The sequence below is a fragment of the Planococcus shenhongbingii genome, from assembly GCF_030413635.1.
Taxonomy (GTDB): Bacteria; Bacillota; Bacilli; order Bacillales_A; family Planococcaceae; genus Planococcus; species Planococcus shenhongbingii.
The window spans coordinates 258758-274440 of record NZ_CP129235.1; the positions used below are offsets into that span (position 1 = coordinate 258758).

A 15683-nucleotide genomic window follows, 5' to 3' on the forward strand; every position below is an offset into this window, starting at 1 on the left:
AATATTGCTTCTCTCTTTATCAAACCAGACCCGAATATGAAACGCAATCATTGAAGCTTTTATTCCCCGGGAAATAATCCTTGGTACATTGGTCGAAGCGTATAAAAAATGACATATTCTACTCTGATTTAACGGTGAAATGTTGGTAAAATGAAAGTAATAATAAGGAGTGGATACACAATGACGACAGTGGCAGTAGTAGGCGGAGGCATTACTGGTCTTTCTGCATTGCATTATTTGCAGAAGCTGAAAAAAGAACATGGCCTTGATTTGGAATTGGTATTGGTTGAGAAAGACAAGGTGTTGGGAGGCAAAATCCGGACGGTAAAAGATGCAGAGTTCATCATGGAAACCGGAGCGGATTCGATTGTAGCTCGCCATGCCAGTGTGATGCCTTTAATCGAAGACTTGCACTTGCAGGACCGAGTTGTTTATAACGGAACTGGCATTTCCTATTTATATGCCAATAATAAGCTGCATGCCATTCCGGCGGATACGGTTTTTGGCATTCCTATGAGTGAAGAAGCTTTGTTCAGTTCGACGCTTGTCTCAGAAGAAGGAAAAAAAGCGGCTCTGCGGGATTTTGAAACTAAGAACGAGACCTTTACGTGTGACAGTTCAATTGGTGAGTTTCTTGAAGCGTTTCTTGGAAAAGAACTGGTGGACAACCAGATTGCCCCCGTATTATCGGGTGTATATTCTGGGAACTTGCATGAATTGACACTTTCTTCGACGTTGCCTTATTTGGTCGAATACAAAAACAAGTATGGCAGCATTATTAAAGGCCTCGAAGAAAATAAAGCGCATTTCCAAGGTGCTGCCAATAAAAAATTTATTTCTTTCGATGAAGGCATGTTGGTGCTGATCGATCGCTTGGAAGAAGAGTTAGACGAAGTCAGCATCTTCAAAGGTGTGGAAACGACAGAGCTCCAGAAAAAAGATGGTCAATATGAAGTGGAATTGGCCAATGGGAAAATGGTGATGGCTGATATTGTCATACTGGCGACGCCGCATGAAACAGCGCAGAAATTGCTGAATGAAAAAGAGCTCGATCGAGAATTTGAACGGCTGTTAAGTTCTTCATTAATCAGCGTCTATATCGGTTTTGAATTGCCGGATGCACAATTGCCGGCAGACGGCACGGGCTTCATCGTTTCTCAGGAAAGTGATTTACTGTGCAATGCTTGCACTTGGACAAGCCGGAAATGGAGCCATACTTCCCGCAATAACAATTTACTGGTCCGGTTGTTCTACAAAAGTTCGAATCCGTCCTTTGAACAGCTGAAGGATTTATCGGAAGCGGAATTGACAAAGGTTGCTTTACATGATGTTGAGAAGAGCCTGGGTATCGAGGCTGACCCAACGTCAGTTGAAGTGACGGGCTGGAAAAACCTGATGCCGAATTACACGATGCAGCATAAATCAGCGGTTAATGCATTAGAAGTGAAAATGGCTGAGCTCGTTCCCGGCATCCAACTGGCCGGCGCTTCTTATTACGGCGTCGGCATCGGTGCCTGTATCCAAAACGGCAAAAATTTAGCGGACAAGATTGCAGAACAGCTATTAGCGAAAAAGTAAATGAAAAACAGGAGAGCGGCTGATGGGCTGCTCTCCTGTTTTTTTGTTTTCGGGCAATTCGCCTTTATGCCCAACTCATGAGATTAACGAAAAAACAGCCGTCCCCCAAAGGAGCGGCTGTTTAAAATTGTTTATTTAACTTCAGTAAGGCCTGGAACTGGAAGGCCGAGGCCTTCTGCGACACGTGTTCCGAAATCAGCATCCGCTTTATACAAATGAGCGATTTGGCGAAGTTTGATATCTTCTTTCGTAACCGCGCTCAAGCCGCCGACGAAAGTTGCTACCAGGCGTTCTTGTTCTTCTGCAGATTGCAGTCGGTAAAGGTCACCTGGTTGTGTGTAATGATCTTCTTCACGGTAAGGCACGGCATCCGTGAAGCCTTCAACTGCAAGCGGAGCCGGTTTCGCAGCAGGAGTTTCAATAGGGCCGCCGTAGCTGTTCGGTTCGTAGTAAACAGAACCGCCGCCGTTATTGCCAAAGTTCATTTGGCCATCGCGCTGGTAGTTGTTGACTTGGTTTTTCGCTGCGTTGATCGGCAGCATTTGGTGATTAGCGCCTACGCGGTAGCGATGTGCATCATGATAGGCGAACAAACGGCCTTGCAGCATTTTGTCCGGAGACACGTCGATGCCAGGAACCAATGTGCCAGGCGAGAATGTAGCTTGCTCAACTTCTGCAAAATAGTTTTCAGGATTGCGGTTAAGCACCATGCGTCCAACTTCGATCAATGGATAGTCTTTGTGAGACCATGTTTTTGTTACATCGAATGGGTCAAAGCGGTATGTGTTCGCATCTTCCAATGGCATGATTTGAACGTATAATTTCCAAGCTGGGAAGTCGCCTTCTTCGATTGCGTTGAAAAGATCTTCTGTGTGGAAGTCCGGATTTTCACCGGCAATCTTGTCAGCCACTTCTTGCGTGATGTTTTTGATGCCTTGTTCAGTCAGGAAATGATATTTCACCCAAACAGATTCGCCTTCAGCGTTTGTCCATTTGAATGTGTGGCTTCCAAATCCGTGCATATGGCGCCATGTTGCAGGGATGCCGCGGTCGCCCATCAAGTAGGTAACTTGGTGCAGCGATTCAGGTGATAACGACCAGAAGTCCCACACTGCGTTAGGGTTTTTCAAGTGGGTTTTTGGGTCGCGTTTTTGTGTATGGATAAAATCAGGGAACTTGATTGCATCGCGAATGAAGAAAACTGGTGTGTTGTTTCCGACTAAGTCATAGTTTCCTTCTTCAGTATAGAATTTCAAGGAAAAACCGCGTGGGTCGCGAAGTGTGTCCGCAGATCCAAGTTCGCCGGCAACTGTAGAGAAGCGTGCGAACATATCAGTTTTCTTGCCAACTTCTGATAAGAAAGCAGCTTTGGTATATTTGGTAACATCTTGTGTGACTTCAAAGTAACCGTGAGCGCCACCACCCTTAGCATGAACCACGCGTTCAGGAATACGTTCTCTATTGAAATGCGCTAATTTCTCAAGAAGATGAACATCTTGAAGCAATACGGGTCCGCGCTGTCCAGCTGTCTGTGAGTTCTGGTTGTCGCTTACCGGGGCACCCCAACTTGTTGTTAAAGATCTTTTATCTGTACTCATTAATCGAACACCTCATTTTCATTATTTATGTAAAAGACTACATTCACTATCATAACATTTATCAAATTAAAATCAATACTTAATGATAATCATTATAAACAAGAGGAGAAATCAATAAGGAGTATATACGAAATGTTTTTGTATTTATTAGACTTTCTCAATTGGAAAGAAGAATCGAAAAATCTTTATTTTTACTTTGAAGGAAAAGGAGGCGGAATTCAATTTTAAACTCTCGTTTGAATTTTGAACCTTATATAGAAAGAGATTGCATTTAAAAATAAAAATGGATAATATAAAATTTAAGTATAAATTTTCTGAAAAATAAAACTTTTAAATGGGGCTTCAAACTTAAGCAGCTGAATGGAGCTTTTGATTGTTCTCGGTTTTTAATGGTTAAACATTTTAATAAAAGCAAAATACTGAAAAGGGGAGAGAGAAAATGTTGATAACGGAAAGCATAAGCAATTACGCCAAGAATCAGCCTGGAAAAATGTATACCTCTTACCAAGGACGAGACTGGACGTACAGTGAGTTCTATGAAAAAGCCAAGCGGATTGCTGCTTACTTTCAGCAGAAAGGCTATAAAAAAGATGACATCATCGCATTATATGCTTTGAACTCTGATACGTTCCTTGTTTGTTATTTCGGCATTCAGCTGGGTGGCTTCACGGCGATGCCGGTCAATACCAAATTGGCAGCGCCTGAAGTGGAATATATTTTTTCGAATTCAGAAGCGAAAGCCTTGATTTATGATGTACGGATTGAGGAAGTAATCAAAGGCACCTCCCATGAGTTCCAGGATATTTTAGCGATTGGCGGAGAAGATACGGTTGGCCAAGTGATTGGCGATGAATCACTGGAGTTTGTTGCGGTTACGTTAGAAGGAGAAGACACGGCTGTGGTCATGTATACTTCCGGGACAACCGGGAAAACGAAAGGGGTTATGCTGACCCATGCCAATATCCAAGCATGCGCTGAGATCTGGTCCGAGGCGATGGCAATTACGGAACAAGACCGCATGTTGATATCGACGCCGCTTTTCCACTGTGCTGCAGCTCATGTATTCGTGGTGCCGGTGACGCATAAAGGAGGATCTTTAGTTATAGAAGAAGCTTTTTCGCCCGATAAGACGCTAAAGATGCTGGAATCTGCCAAGCCTACAATGTTTTTCGGTGTGCCGGCGATGTACAGTATCATTTTGAACCTTCCGGATATCCAAAAAGTCCAATTGCCGTCTCTGCGTCTATTTTGTTACGGTGCTGCACCGATGCCGTATGAGCTCGTGAAGAAATTGAAAGAGACGTTTCCAAATGTAAGCGTCCAAAACTGCTATGGGCAAACTGAAAATGCGCCTGCTGCTTCGTCGTTAAAAGATCGTTTTGCGCTTGATAAAATCGGGTCAGTCGGCGAAGTGCTGCCTCAGACACAAATCCGGGTAGTGAATGAATTCGGAGAGCCGCTGCCAACCGGTCAAGTCGGCGAAATCGTCGTTAAAGGCCCGCAAGTGATGAAAGGCTATTTGAGAAACGAAGAAGCAACACGCCAAGCCATTAAAAATGGCTGGTTATACAGCGGAGACCTTGGAAAGTTCGACGAAGACGGCTTGTTGTATATCGTGGACCGGAAAAAAGATATGATCATCCGAGGCGGAGAAAATGTCTATCCGGTGGAAGTGGAAGAAGTGCTGTATCAAATCCCGGAATTGCTTGAAGCGGCTGTTGTCGGTGTGCCCCATGAAGTTTACGGAGAAGTGCCGAAAGCATATGCCGTTAAAAAGCCGGGGCAGGATGTTTCAGAAGAACAAATTCAAGCGTACTGTGCCACAAAGTTGGCGAAATACAAAGTGCCGCTGGAAGTGGAGTTTATGGAAGAATTGCCTCGCAATGCTTCTGGTAAAGTGCTGAAACATACGCTGCGTGTACCGGAAAATTTAAGAAGTTAAAAGAAAGGAGATCATAAAGAATGAGCAATGCGTGTCTGGAAAATGAGAATTGTGAGCCATTCGTTGAAAAGTTAAGGGAGGAAATTTCATATGCTTAAACTGCCTGTCATCATCTCTCCTATGTTCCTGGTATCTACACCGAAAATGGTGATTGAAGCAGGCAATGCAGGGGTCGTTGGTTCATTTCCATTATTAAATGCGCGGCCGATTGAAGTTTGTGCTGATTGGCTGCTTGAAGTAAAAGAGGCTCTTGCAGATAAACCTTGGGCAGTCAATTTTATCTGCCATAGAGGTTCCAATAAACGATACAGCGACGACTTGGAAATGATTCGCCGATACGAACCTCCGATTGTCATTACTTCTTTAGGGGCGCCGGCGGATGTCATTGACATTGTCCATGCCTATGGAGGCCTCGTTTATTCAGATGTGGCGAATGTGCGCCATGCGAAAAAAGCTGCCGCCAGCGGCGTTGATGGTCTTGTGCTGGTGAGTGCCGGAGCCGGCGGACATGGCGGTACATTAAATCCATTTGCGTTTATTGCGGCGGTGAAAAAATTCTACAACGGGACGATTATCTTATCGGGAGCACTTTCAACAGGAGCAGATGTTGCAGCGGCAAAGTTAATGGGCGCCGATTATGCTTATATGGGAACACGGTTTTTGGCCGCGGAGGAAAGCGATGCGCCGGAAGAGTATAAGCAAATGGTCATCGACTCTACGATTGAAGACGTACTGTACACGGATTCGTTTAGTGGCGTGCCGGTAAACGTACTGGTCCCGAGCCTGATAAAGGAAGGGATTGATCCAAAAACGCTCAAGCCAAGAGAGGACATCGATTTGTCCCATTTGGTTGATGCCAAAGCGTGGCGGGATATCTGGTCAGCGGGACATGGTGTGACAACGATTACGAAAAGGGAAACCACCAAAGAAATTGTGGACACTTTAATAGCGGAGTATGAGGAAGGCGTAGCAAGCCTTATACGAAATGCTTGATGAACTTATTCAATTAACCCGATAAAACGCAAAGAAACAACACCGGATTAATCTTCTGGTGTTGTTTCTTTGTGTTTAAGGAATGACACAAGACAAAAAACCCCCGCAATTCAGAAGAATTGCGGGGAAGTCTTTTAATCCATTGCATACAAGCGCTTGAAGCCGTCGAAATGCTTGCCCCAATACTTGTCGCTCAAGCTTGTAATTTGCACACGGTCTCCACCGGCATGGATGAATTTATTGTCTCCCAAGTAAATTCCCATGTGAGAGATGCCTGCACGGTAAGTATTGCTGAAGAAGACCAAATCGCCGACTTTCGGATTGCTGACATCATATGAACGGGCATCATAGCCGGTTGTATTAGTCCGGGGAAGATTGATGCCAGCTTTGTTGTATACATAATAGATAAATCCGCTGCAGTCGAAACCGCTAGTTGTAGCGCCGCCCCAGACATATGGTATACCGATCAGTGATGTAGCTGTAGAAACCACTTTCTCTGCCGCTCCTGTTGCCATTACGGTCGGTTTGGAAACAGGGGTCGTTTTTGGCTGTGTTGCTACCAAAGAATTATTTACTTTCAGCACTTGGCCAACGCGAATCAAACTTGAACTCAAGTTATTCCAATTCATGATTTGTGTAACTGAGATGCCATGGCGATGTGCAATATTGGTCAATGTGTCGCCGCTTGCCACTTTGTATGTGCCGCCGGGTGCTGCAGGAGCAGTTACAGGAGCTGCTGTTTTTGCGGGAGCCGGAGTTTTTGAAGCAGCTGGTGCTGTCGCTGTTCCGCTTACTTTTAATTTTTGGCCTGGGAAAATCAAGAAATTTGAAAGGCCATTTAGTTTTTGAAGATCTTTCACAGTGGTCTTATGTAAAGTTGCAATTCGGGATAGCGTATCACCGGATTTCACTATGTAAGAATTCGCTGCACTCGCAGTTGGTGAAGAAGTGCTTGGTTTGCTGATGGAAGTGGAACTTTTTGCCGGCACCGGAGCTGTTAATTTTAAGGATTGGTTTGGGCGGATAGTATCAGATGTTAAGTTATTCCACTTTTTAATATTGGCCACCGAGACGTTATTCGTTGAAGCGACTTTCCAAAGAGTATCACCAGGTTTAATCGTGTATGAACTTGCATCAACATCTGAAACTCCAATAAATAAGGCTAAAGAACTGGTAGCAAGTAGCGAGAAAGCAATCTTCTTCATTATTATCTCCTTTTAGTACGTTATTTGTCTGAATATAGTAAAAATATCCTGAATCCTTTGTGTGTAGTTAATTGTATATTTTATCAAATGAATAGGCAATAAGTTTTAATATTACAATTGTGTTACAAAGCGAAAGGTCTCAGTTTAAAACCAAGTACTAGGGGGTAATGAGAAGGCTTCGAAGTAATGACAGTCCAGGTTTTCATTCAAGTTCTTGTGTGATTGAAGGTCCTAGTAAATAGTGGGCAGTTGATACTCAATATGGTAAGTTTGGAATATTAAGAAAAAGGAGGGGGGATGTTATGAAACAGAAATCCTATGATAAAACGATTATGGGAGCGCTCGGCATTGAGATGGGAGAGGCAACAGCCGACCGTGTCACAGCGACGATGCCGGTACATGATGCCACCCATCAGCCGATAGGCCTTTTGCATGGCGGGGCATCGGTTGTTTTAGCGGAAACAGTGGCGAGTTTCGGAACGTGGAATTTAATCGACCAGGAAAACGAAATTGCGGTCGGTTTAGAAATAAACGCCAACCATATCCGCGGTAAACAAGAAGGGGTTGTTACGGCTATCGGAACGCCGCTCCATAAAGGCCGCACGACAATGATATGGGACATAAAAATCATCGATGAAGAAGAGAAGCTGATTTGTGTATCAAGGTGCACAGTAGCGATTGTTAAAAAAAGCCGATAGATAAAAGGTGGACGGTTCAATGGCGAAATTCAGCGTCCTGTTCTTTGTGGTCCGCAGCTAAGAAGGATAGCTTTATACCGTCTGTCCAAAGCTTCCTTGCTTCTTTAAAAGTGGCCAGCGGCTCTCAATAGAGGCAAGAAATCTCGTCCGATTAAAAAACCTCCAATCCCGCGCTTATTAAAAGGCGGTTGGAGGTTTTCAAATTAATGATGAACTTTATCGGCAGTTTCCAATTCAAGTAAAAAGCTCTTAAGTTCTAAACCGCCCCGATAACCAGCGATGGTTCCTTTTTTTCCAATAACCCGATGGCAAGGCACGGTGATCAGTACAGGGTTGGCACCAATCGCCGTACCGACTGCCCGGACAGCTGCCGGACGCTGGATGCGTGCAGCGATTTCCGAGTAGGAAACGGTCTGGCCGTAAGGGATTTCTTGGAGAGCTTGCCAGATTTCTTCTTGAAAAGGTGTTCCTTTAACGTCAATGGGCAAGGTGAAAGCAGTTCGGAAGCCATCAAAATAGTCATTCAGTTCCTGAATATAAGGAGACAGCGCGTCTCGGTTTTCCCGCAGTTCGGCTGTCGGAAACCGTTTATTGATATACTTTTGAAAATCCTCAAATGTTTGGCCTGGAGAACCGACGTAACAAAGCCCTTTTGAAGTTTTGGCAACATATAACTTCCACTGGCTGTGTTCTAGAATTGACCATTCAATTAAAAGGTTCATGCATGTTCTCTCCTTTCTTTACCTTTCGTGCTTGCCGGAAACTTGCCGGTGTTTGTCCATTTTTCTTTTTAAATAACGTAATAAAATAAGAGGCATTCGGAAAACCTGCTAGTCGGCCAACTTCTGCAATTGGATAATCCGTTTCTTCAAGCAGCCAAACTGCTTTTTCAAGGCGCAGCTGCTGGATATACTCCAATGGCGAACTGCCTTTAAGGCGCTTGAACAATCGCTGCAGATGGTAGGGGCTGCCGTGCGAAATGTCCGCCAGCCGTTCCAATGTAACGGGTTCTGTAAAATGTTCATCGATCCACTCGGTAATTTGGCCGATCCATTCTTCGGCCGGCAAATTCAATCCATCCGGTTTGCATCGTTTGCATGGCCTGAAATTTTTGTCCAACGCGGCGTAGGCATTTTTAAAGATAAGCACATTTTCTTTATTCGGTATACGCGAGCTGCAGGAAGGGCGGCAAAAAATTCTGGTGGTCCGGACTCCATAAAAAAACTTGTCATCAAATGAGGCGTCATTTTCCATAATGGCTTTCCAGTAGGCAGCAGGAATAGCGGTTGGTTTTTGTTTTGTCATGAACCGTTCACCTCTATAAATAGTATATACTTTAACGCCGGATAAATAACCTTTTAATGATGGAAAAGCAAGATAACGAAACTCTTAAATAAAGTTTTTTTGACAGTTTTATTAAATCGGAATGGGGAATAATAAAAGCAAGAGGAGGGATTACATGGCTAGAGATAAAAACTTGGAAGAACTAAAAGACAGTGTACGGAAACAGGAGTTCAGGGAAGAAATACAGGAAGTAAAAGAGCAGACACGTTTTCCTGACGAGCGGCGGGAACAGAATGATTTAGATGATGACAAACAAGAAAAATAATATCTTTCATTACACCCTGTATGCCGGATTGCCGGCATACAGGGCTTTTTGTTGAAAAGGTTTATCAGGATGATAGAATGTACACAATCTATACATAGAAAGTTGAGTGGTTGCCATGTTCAATTCTTTAAAGGAACTGATGGAAGCGAAAGGATATAAGGATAAACGGGGTGTTCGGTGGAATGAAATCTGCCAGGAAGAAAAACTGTCCGAACCGTTTATTCGGGAAAACGAGGACCAAGTCAACTGGAAACTGGTTTCAACATACCAATCACTGACAGAAGACTTTATTAGGGAATTCAGCGATAGGTTATTCTGGGAGCCGGTTATGGCAGAGCAAAAAGTGTCGGAGCAGTTTATCGAAGAGTTTGCGAAAAAAGAGAAATGGAACCCTGCCAAAGAGAAGTTAAGTAAACGCCAGTTAAAAACATCGGAACGAGAAAACCGGGATTTTGATGGAACGGTATATTGGACGATTGTTTCAAGGAAACAGGAGTTGTCGAATTCAAAAGGATTATCGCCTGCGTTCATCGAAAAGCATCAAGAGAAGCTATCGTGGAGTTGCTTATCGCTGTGCCAAACTTTGCCCATGTCATTGATCGACAGGCATTCTGATAAGGTGGATTGGAATGCGATTACAAGAGTTCAGGCGCTTTCAGAGCGGTTTATCGAAAAACACCGGAGCCGTGTGGAATGGGAAACAATATCTTTCCATCAGGACTTGTCGGAGCGCTTCATTAACCGCCACCAGGCAAAAATGAGCTTTATCTCGGCTGAACGTGTGCGCTCGGAAGCTTTTCTGTATACCCATTTGGAAAAAATGGATGCCGCTTCTGTGATTGAAAACCAGAACCTCCGGAACGTGAAAAAGTATGAACCGTTCGATGTATATATAGTGGGGAAAAATGGGCATAAAAAATATATTTTGAAATACCATGCCAATGAGCATTTAGAAAATCCAAGCGTACACATAGCGGATGAAGAAGAACTATATGAGCACCTGGAAGAACACGATTTGGACAATGTAATAGAGAAAGACTTCCCGGAATTAGGAATGAACAGAGATTTCAGGTTTTAATATAAAATTAACGGAAAAGTTTTAATAATCTATCTATTCATGGTATAACTTATCTATGAAGGACTTACTTTGGTCGATGCGGTAAGGATTATTTGGATTATATTTGGCGCCATTGTTTTAAATGCGTAATTGCCGGTATAAATTTATTTCTTTCTCAAGGAGGAACCATTATGGCGAATATTGGTGCAACGGAATGGATCATAATACTTGTCATCGCTTTGCTCATTTTTGGGCCAGCCAAGTTGCCGCAGCTAGGCCGTGCTGTTGGAGAAACGCTGAGAGAGTTTAAAAATTCCACTAAAGGAATAATGGGAGACGTGAAAGAAGAGTTTAAAATTGAAGAAAAGACAGAAAAAGAAAAATAAGCAAGAGACTTGTGAAGGTTAAAATAACCGCCCAAAGAAATTGAGGGACGGTTATTTTTGTGCTTTATAAATGTGAATTATAAAGAAGAGAGTTCGCAGCAATTATCGACAGCGGCAAGAGAAAGATCTTTTTGCTGCGCGCTGCAAATGCATTTGTTGTTATATTTTGTCATTTTGTTCACAGCTGCAATTGTTTATTGGAGGAAATACGGGTTAGATGATTTACAAATAGCCCATGTGGAGTATAATAACAATTGAATTAAAGAGTAAATCAAAATTTTAGTAAGCATGGACGACGATAGATCAGTTTTGTTAAAATACAGCTGTTTTGTAGATGCCCAGTGACTGAATTTTATATTTAGCAAAATAGGTGGTTAACAAATATGGAGCAAGAATATACCGTTGTTGAGCATTTGGCCGAGTTAAGAAAGCGCCTGGTCATTATTGCAGCAGCCTTGATCGTTTCTCTTGGCATCGGATTTGCCACGGCGACGAAAATGTTAAATTTCATTAAAATGCAGCCTACTGCCGTAAATGTAGAATGGAACGTTTTTGGCTTTACGGACGGCATCATGATTTACTTCAAGTGTGCATTGCTGGTGGCTATTTTAATCACATTGCCGATCGCTTTGCATCAAATATGGCTTTTTGTAAAACCGGGATTATCAGAAGCGGAAGCGAAAGGCACGGTATGGTTCATTCCGGCTTCTTTCTTTTTGTTCCTGGCAGGTGTGAGCTTTAGTTATTTCATTATGTTCCCGATGATGTTGAATTTCTTATCGGACATTAACCAATCCATTGGGGCGACTGAAACGTATGGGATGAACCAGTATTTCAGTTTTCTGTTTAATCTGGTGATACCGGTGGGCATCGTTTTTGAAATGCCGATCGTCATTATGTTTTTGACGAAATTGGGGATTGTGACGCCAACATCGTTGCGAAAAATGCGGAAAGTTGCGTATTTTGCGCTTGTGGTAATCGGAGTACTCATATCACCTCCGGATTTCATCTCGGATATCCTGATTATCGTCCCGCTTTTTATTTTGTTTGAAATCAGCATTGTCATTTCGAGCTGGACGCTGAAACGTTCAAACAAAAGACTTGCAGAAATGGCTTTAAAAGAATAATATTACTTACGGACAGGAGGGGAACCTAATGCCAAATATCGGCGTACCAGGATTAATCTTAATCCTTATCATTGCTTTGATCATTTTTGGGCCAGCTAAATTGCCACAGTTGGGCCGTGCTGCCGGACAAACTTTGAGAGAGTTCAAAAACTCGACAAAAGGCATCATAGACGATACACCAGAAGAGACTAAAGTGGTCGAAGAGCCTAACCAAGAAAAACAAGTAGAATTAACGAAAAAATAATATCTTTAATGAACCGTCCCTTGCTGATGCGAGGGGCGGTTATTTTTTTTGTTTTTGCAATCAGCGGGTTATAATAAAAGAAAAATTGAAAGTTGGGGGAATGAATGGCATTGACGGATTTATCGATAGCTACGGATGCAAAAATTTTACCGATACAGGAAATTGCAGAGCGTGCTGGGATTCCAGGCGAAGCTCTTGAACTATACGGAAATTATAAAGCAAAAATTAATGTCGATTTAGTGCCGCCTGCAGGAAGCCTTGGAAAAGTCGTATTAGTGACAGCCATCAGCCCGACTCCAGCAGGAGAAGGGAAATCAACCGTAACGGTAGGGCTTGCTGATGCTTTTAGACAATTGAACGAATCGGTCGTTGTCGCTTTGCGCGAGCCTTCTTTAGGGCCGGTGATGGGCGTAAAAGGAGGAGCCACAGGCGGAGGGTTTGCCCAAGTGCTGCCGATGGAAGACATCAACCTCCATTTCACAGGAGACATCCATGCCATCACGTCGGCAAACAACGCGTTAGCTGCATTTATTGATAACCACTTGCACCAAGGCAACTCTTTGAACATTGATCCTCGGCGCATCACCTGGAAACGGGCACTCGATATCAATGACCGGGCGCTTCGCCAAGTGACAATCGGCCTCGGTGGTCCTGCGCAGGGCGTTCCGCGTCAAGACGGTTTTGACATTACCGTTGCTTCTGAAATTATGGCCGTATTATGCCTGGCAACTTCTTTGGAAGATTTGAAAGAGCGCCTTGCCCGCATGGTCATCGGTTATACGTATCAAAAAGAGCCTATAACAGTTCGTGATTTAGGTGTAGAAGGCGCCTTAACGCTATTGCTGAAAGATGCCTTTAAACCTAATCTGGTACAGACCATCGAAGGAACACCGGCAATCATCCACGGTGGACCGTTTGCTAATATTGCCCATGGCTGCAACTCGCTGATGGCGACGCAAACAGCTAGAAAGCTGGCTGATGTGGTTGTAACGGAAGCCGGCTTTGGCGCGGATCTGGGTGCTGAGAAATTTATGCACATCAAATCCCGGAAAGGTGGATTTCATCCTGATGCTGTGGTGATCGTGGCAACAGTGCGGGCTTTGAAGATGCACGGCGGTGTCGAAAAGAATTCATTGGCAGAAGTGAACCATGATGCAGTGCGGCGCGGCATGGTCAACTTAGCGAAACATGTGGACACCATTCGCCAATTCGGCATTGAACCGGTCGTGGCGTTAAACCGGTTTATAACAGATACGGAGGAAGAACTGACAGAAATCTTTCACTGGGCTGAGACAGAAGGCGTGAAAATTGCTTTGACAAATGTTTGGGAACAAGGCGGTAAAGGCGGGCTCGCTCTGGCGAAGCTTGTAAAGCAAGAATTGGAGCGCCCTACAGACTTTGCCCATCTTTATGACGAAGCCGATTCTGTAGAAGAAAAGCTCCGTACTATTGTGCAGAAAGTGTACGGAGGTGCGGATGTCCAGTTAACGGACAGTGCTCAAAAGCAATTAGTGGAGTTGAAGAAATATGGCTGGGATGCTTTGCCGATCTGCATGGCAAAAACCCAATATTCATTGTCCGACCAGCCGAAACTGCTTGGCCGTCCGGAAGGATTTACGATTACGATACGCGAGATTATACCGAAACTCGGCGCAGGTTTCCTGGTTTGCTTAACAGGTGACATCATGACGATGCCCGGTTTGCCGAAGCAGCCGGCTGCTTTGAAAATGGATGTAGGAGCAGACGGAGAAGCGATCGGTTTGTTTTAAAGGAAAAAGCCCAAAAGCTGTTGAGCTTTTGGGCTTTTTTGATTTTGGATGCTGACTTGCTCGTATGGGAGAGGAAGCCGCTCATAACCACATAAAGGAGGTGATCAAATGGATCATCGGATTTCCATCATTGATTATGCGGAGCGGGGAAGCTCTCTTTACATTCAATTGGACATATGGGATGCGCAAACAGGAAAAAGACATCAGGAAGAAGTCCGCTTCTTGGCTGAACTGCTTTATGGCGAACTGGTACATGCTGAAAAATCTCCTTTATCGGAAAGCTGTCGTATGGTTGTCATAGAATATTTAAAAAACCACTTCAATCGCTGAAGTGGCTTTTATGTGCTTAGGAGTATGCTTTCTCGACATGGGAAAGAAAGGTTTCAATGTCTTCTTCTGTCGTGTCGAACGATGTTACCAAGCGAATTTCATTAATGGCTGCATTCCAAAGAGCAAACGCATAGGTTTTTTGCAGCTCTTCAATTTGGGATTTTGGCATAGAAGCAAAGATAGCATTCGATTCAACGGGCTGAGTAACAGTGATGCCAGTGAAATTTTGCAGGCCGTCTGCCAGCAAACGAGCCATACGGTTTGCGTGGCTGGCGTTTTCCTGCCACAAATTATCCGTCAGCAAACGGTCAAACTGAGCGGCGATAAAGCGCATTTTCGATCCGAGCTGCATGCCTTGCTTGCGAATGTATTTCAGTTCAGATTCCAGCTCTTTGTTAAGGCAGACCACTGCCTCGCCAATCATCAGGCCGTTTTTAGTTCCGCCAAATGCCAGCATATCGATGCCGGCATCCACTGTCATTTCCGCAAAGCTGCAGCCGAGATGGGCAGCGGCATTACTTAGCCGGGCACCGTCCATATGTACATAGAGACCGTTGTCATGGGCAAAAGAAGTGATTTCTTTAATTTCTTCAAGCGTATAAACCGTCCCGAGTTCCGTGCATTGGGAAATGGAAACGGCTTTTGGCTGGCTTCGCTGCTGGTTGCCGATATGGTGCAGCTGCTGCGCAATTTGGTTGACGGTCAGCTTGCCGTTTGCAGAAGGGACAGTCAACAGTTTTCCGCCGATAAAGCCTTCAGCTGCTCCGCCTTCATCAGCATGAATATGAGCACCATCTGTGCAGATGATTGCTTGATGAGAGCGCACCATCGCTTTTAACCCCGTGATGTTGGCCCCGGTGCCGTTGAAAACAAATGCAACTTCACATTCTTCACCGAAATGTTCTTTGAATTTATGGCGGGCTGCTGCCGTGTAAGGATCGTCTCCGTAGGCTGGGACATGTCCGTCATTTACCCCGGCAATTGCTTCCATAATAGCAGGATGGATGCCTGAATTATTGTCACTTGCAAACATTTTCTTCGTCATTGCATTCGCCTCCTTTCTACAGTTTAAAACAGATTTTCTGCCTCGGATAGTTATTCTGTTAATTTCAATTTGAAGCATGTAAATATTCAGATAAATCGTGAT

General features: G+C 44.1%; 16 protein-coding genes. 11 read left to right on the forward strand and 5 right to left on the reverse strand.

Features of this window, described 5'->3' with window-relative positions; translation table 11 throughout:
* Positions 1–180: 180 nt before the first annotated feature.
* Positions 181–1578 (forward strand): protoporphyrinogen oxidase, encoded by a 1398-nt coding sequence (locus tag QWY16_RS01410; protein WP_300991075.1) that lies wholly within the window; start codon positions 181–183, stop codon positions 1576–1578.
* Between the two features lie 131 nt (positions 1579–1709).
* On the opposite strand, the gene katA is transcribed toward QWY16_RS01410, so the two are convergent.
* Positions 1710–3176 (reverse strand): catalase KatA, encoded by a 1467-nt coding sequence (gene katA, locus QWY16_RS01415; RefSeq protein ID WP_300991076.1) that lies wholly within the window; start codon positions 3174–3176, stop codon positions 1710–1712.
* 439 nt (positions 3177–3615) lie between these two features.
* Between katA and QWY16_RS01420 the strand changes: the two genes are divergently transcribed.
* Positions 3616–5118, forward strand: a complete 1503-nt coding sequence (locus tag QWY16_RS01420) for a class I adenylate-forming enzyme family protein (protein ID WP_300991077.1) — start codon at positions 3616–3618, stop codon at positions 5116–5118.
* A gap of 90 nt (positions 5119–5208) precedes the next feature.
* A complete protein-coding gene (locus QWY16_RS01425; protein ID WP_300991078.1) occupies positions 5209–6111 on the forward strand; it encodes an NAD(P)H-dependent flavin oxidoreductase in 903 nt (300 codons plus the stop codon).
* A 134-nt stretch (positions 6112–6245) separates the two neighbouring features.
* Here QWY16_RS01425 and QWY16_RS01430 read toward each other — a convergent pair whose 3' ends face one another.
* Entirely contained in the window at positions 6246–7316 is a 1071-nt protein-coding gene (locus tag QWY16_RS01430; RefSeq protein WP_300991079.1) for a C40 family peptidase, read from the reverse strand.
* Positions 7317–7618: 302 nt separating this feature from the next.
* On the opposite strand from QWY16_RS01430, the gene QWY16_RS01435 reads away from it, so the two are divergent.
* Complete coding sequence (locus tag QWY16_RS01435; RefSeq protein WP_300991080.1) at positions 7619–8014, forward strand: hotdog fold thioesterase; 396 nt, start codon at positions 7619–7621, stop codon at positions 8012–8014.
* A gap of 203 nt (positions 8015–8217) precedes the next feature.
* Here QWY16_RS01435 and QWY16_RS01440 read toward each other — a convergent pair whose 3' ends face one another.
* Both QWY16_RS01440 and QWY16_RS01445 read right to left on the reverse strand, forming a co-directional pair.
* Positions 8218–8736, reverse strand: a complete 519-nt coding sequence (locus QWY16_RS01440) for a methylated-DNA--[protein]-cysteine S-methyltransferase (RefSeq protein ID WP_300991081.1) — start codon at positions 8734–8736, stop codon at positions 8218–8220.
* Positions 8720–9319 (reverse strand): bifunctional transcriptional activator/DNA repair enzyme AdaA, encoded by a 600-nt coding sequence (locus QWY16_RS01445; RefSeq protein WP_300991082.1) that lies wholly within the window; start codon positions 9317–9319, stop codon positions 8720–8722. The genes QWY16_RS01440 and QWY16_RS01445 overlap by 17 nt, the downstream gene beginning before the upstream one ends.
* Positions 9320–9473: 154 nt before the next feature.
* On the opposite strand from QWY16_RS01445, the gene QWY16_RS01450 reads away from it, so the two are divergent.
* From QWY16_RS01450 to QWY16_RS01480, 7 genes are all read left to right on the forward strand, one after another.
* Positions 9474–9623, forward strand: a complete 150-nt coding sequence (locus QWY16_RS01450) for a hypothetical protein (protein ID WP_300991083.1) — start codon at positions 9474–9476, stop codon at positions 9621–9623.
* A gap of 115 nt (positions 9624–9738) precedes the next feature.
* The gene (locus tag QWY16_RS01455; RefSeq protein ID WP_300991084.1) at positions 9739–10701 is read left to right on the forward strand and encodes a hypothetical protein; all 963 of its coding nucleotides are present in this window, start codon (positions 9739–9741) and stop codon (positions 10699–10701) included.
* Between the two features lie 170 nt (positions 10702–10871).
* Positions 10872–11066: a twin-arginine translocase TatA/TatE family subunit gene (gene tatA / locus QWY16_RS01460; protein ID WP_436837159.1), complete on the forward strand. Its 195-nt coding sequence runs from the start codon at positions 10872–10874 to the stop codon at positions 11064–11066.
* A gap of 383 nt (positions 11067–11449) precedes the next feature.
* Positions 11450–12193 (forward strand): twin-arginine translocase subunit TatC, encoded by a 744-nt coding sequence (gene tatC, locus QWY16_RS01465; protein WP_300991085.1) that lies wholly within the window; start codon positions 11450–11452, stop codon positions 12191–12193.
* 28 nt (positions 12194–12221) lie between these two features.
* A complete protein-coding gene (gene tatA / locus QWY16_RS01470; protein WP_300991086.1) occupies positions 12222–12437 on the forward strand; it encodes a twin-arginine translocase TatA/TatE family subunit in 216 nt (71 codons plus the stop codon).
* 104 nt (positions 12438–12541) lie between these two features.
* Positions 12542–14206: a formate--tetrahydrofolate ligase gene (locus QWY16_RS01475; RefSeq protein ID WP_300991087.1), complete on the forward strand. Its 1665-nt coding sequence runs from the start codon at positions 12542–12544 to the stop codon at positions 14204–14206.
* Positions 14207–14314: 108 nt separating this feature from the next.
* Entirely contained in the window at positions 14315–14536 is a 222-nt protein-coding gene (locus tag QWY16_RS01480; protein WP_300991088.1) for a hypothetical protein, read from the forward strand.
* Positions 14537–14552: 16 nt separating this feature from the next.
* On the opposite strand, the gene QWY16_RS01485 is transcribed toward QWY16_RS01480, so the two are convergent.
* Entirely contained in the window at positions 14553–15581 is a 1029-nt protein-coding gene (locus QWY16_RS01485) for a threonine aldolase family protein (protein WP_300991089.1), read from the reverse strand.
* Positions 15582–15683 lie beyond the last annotated feature (102 nt).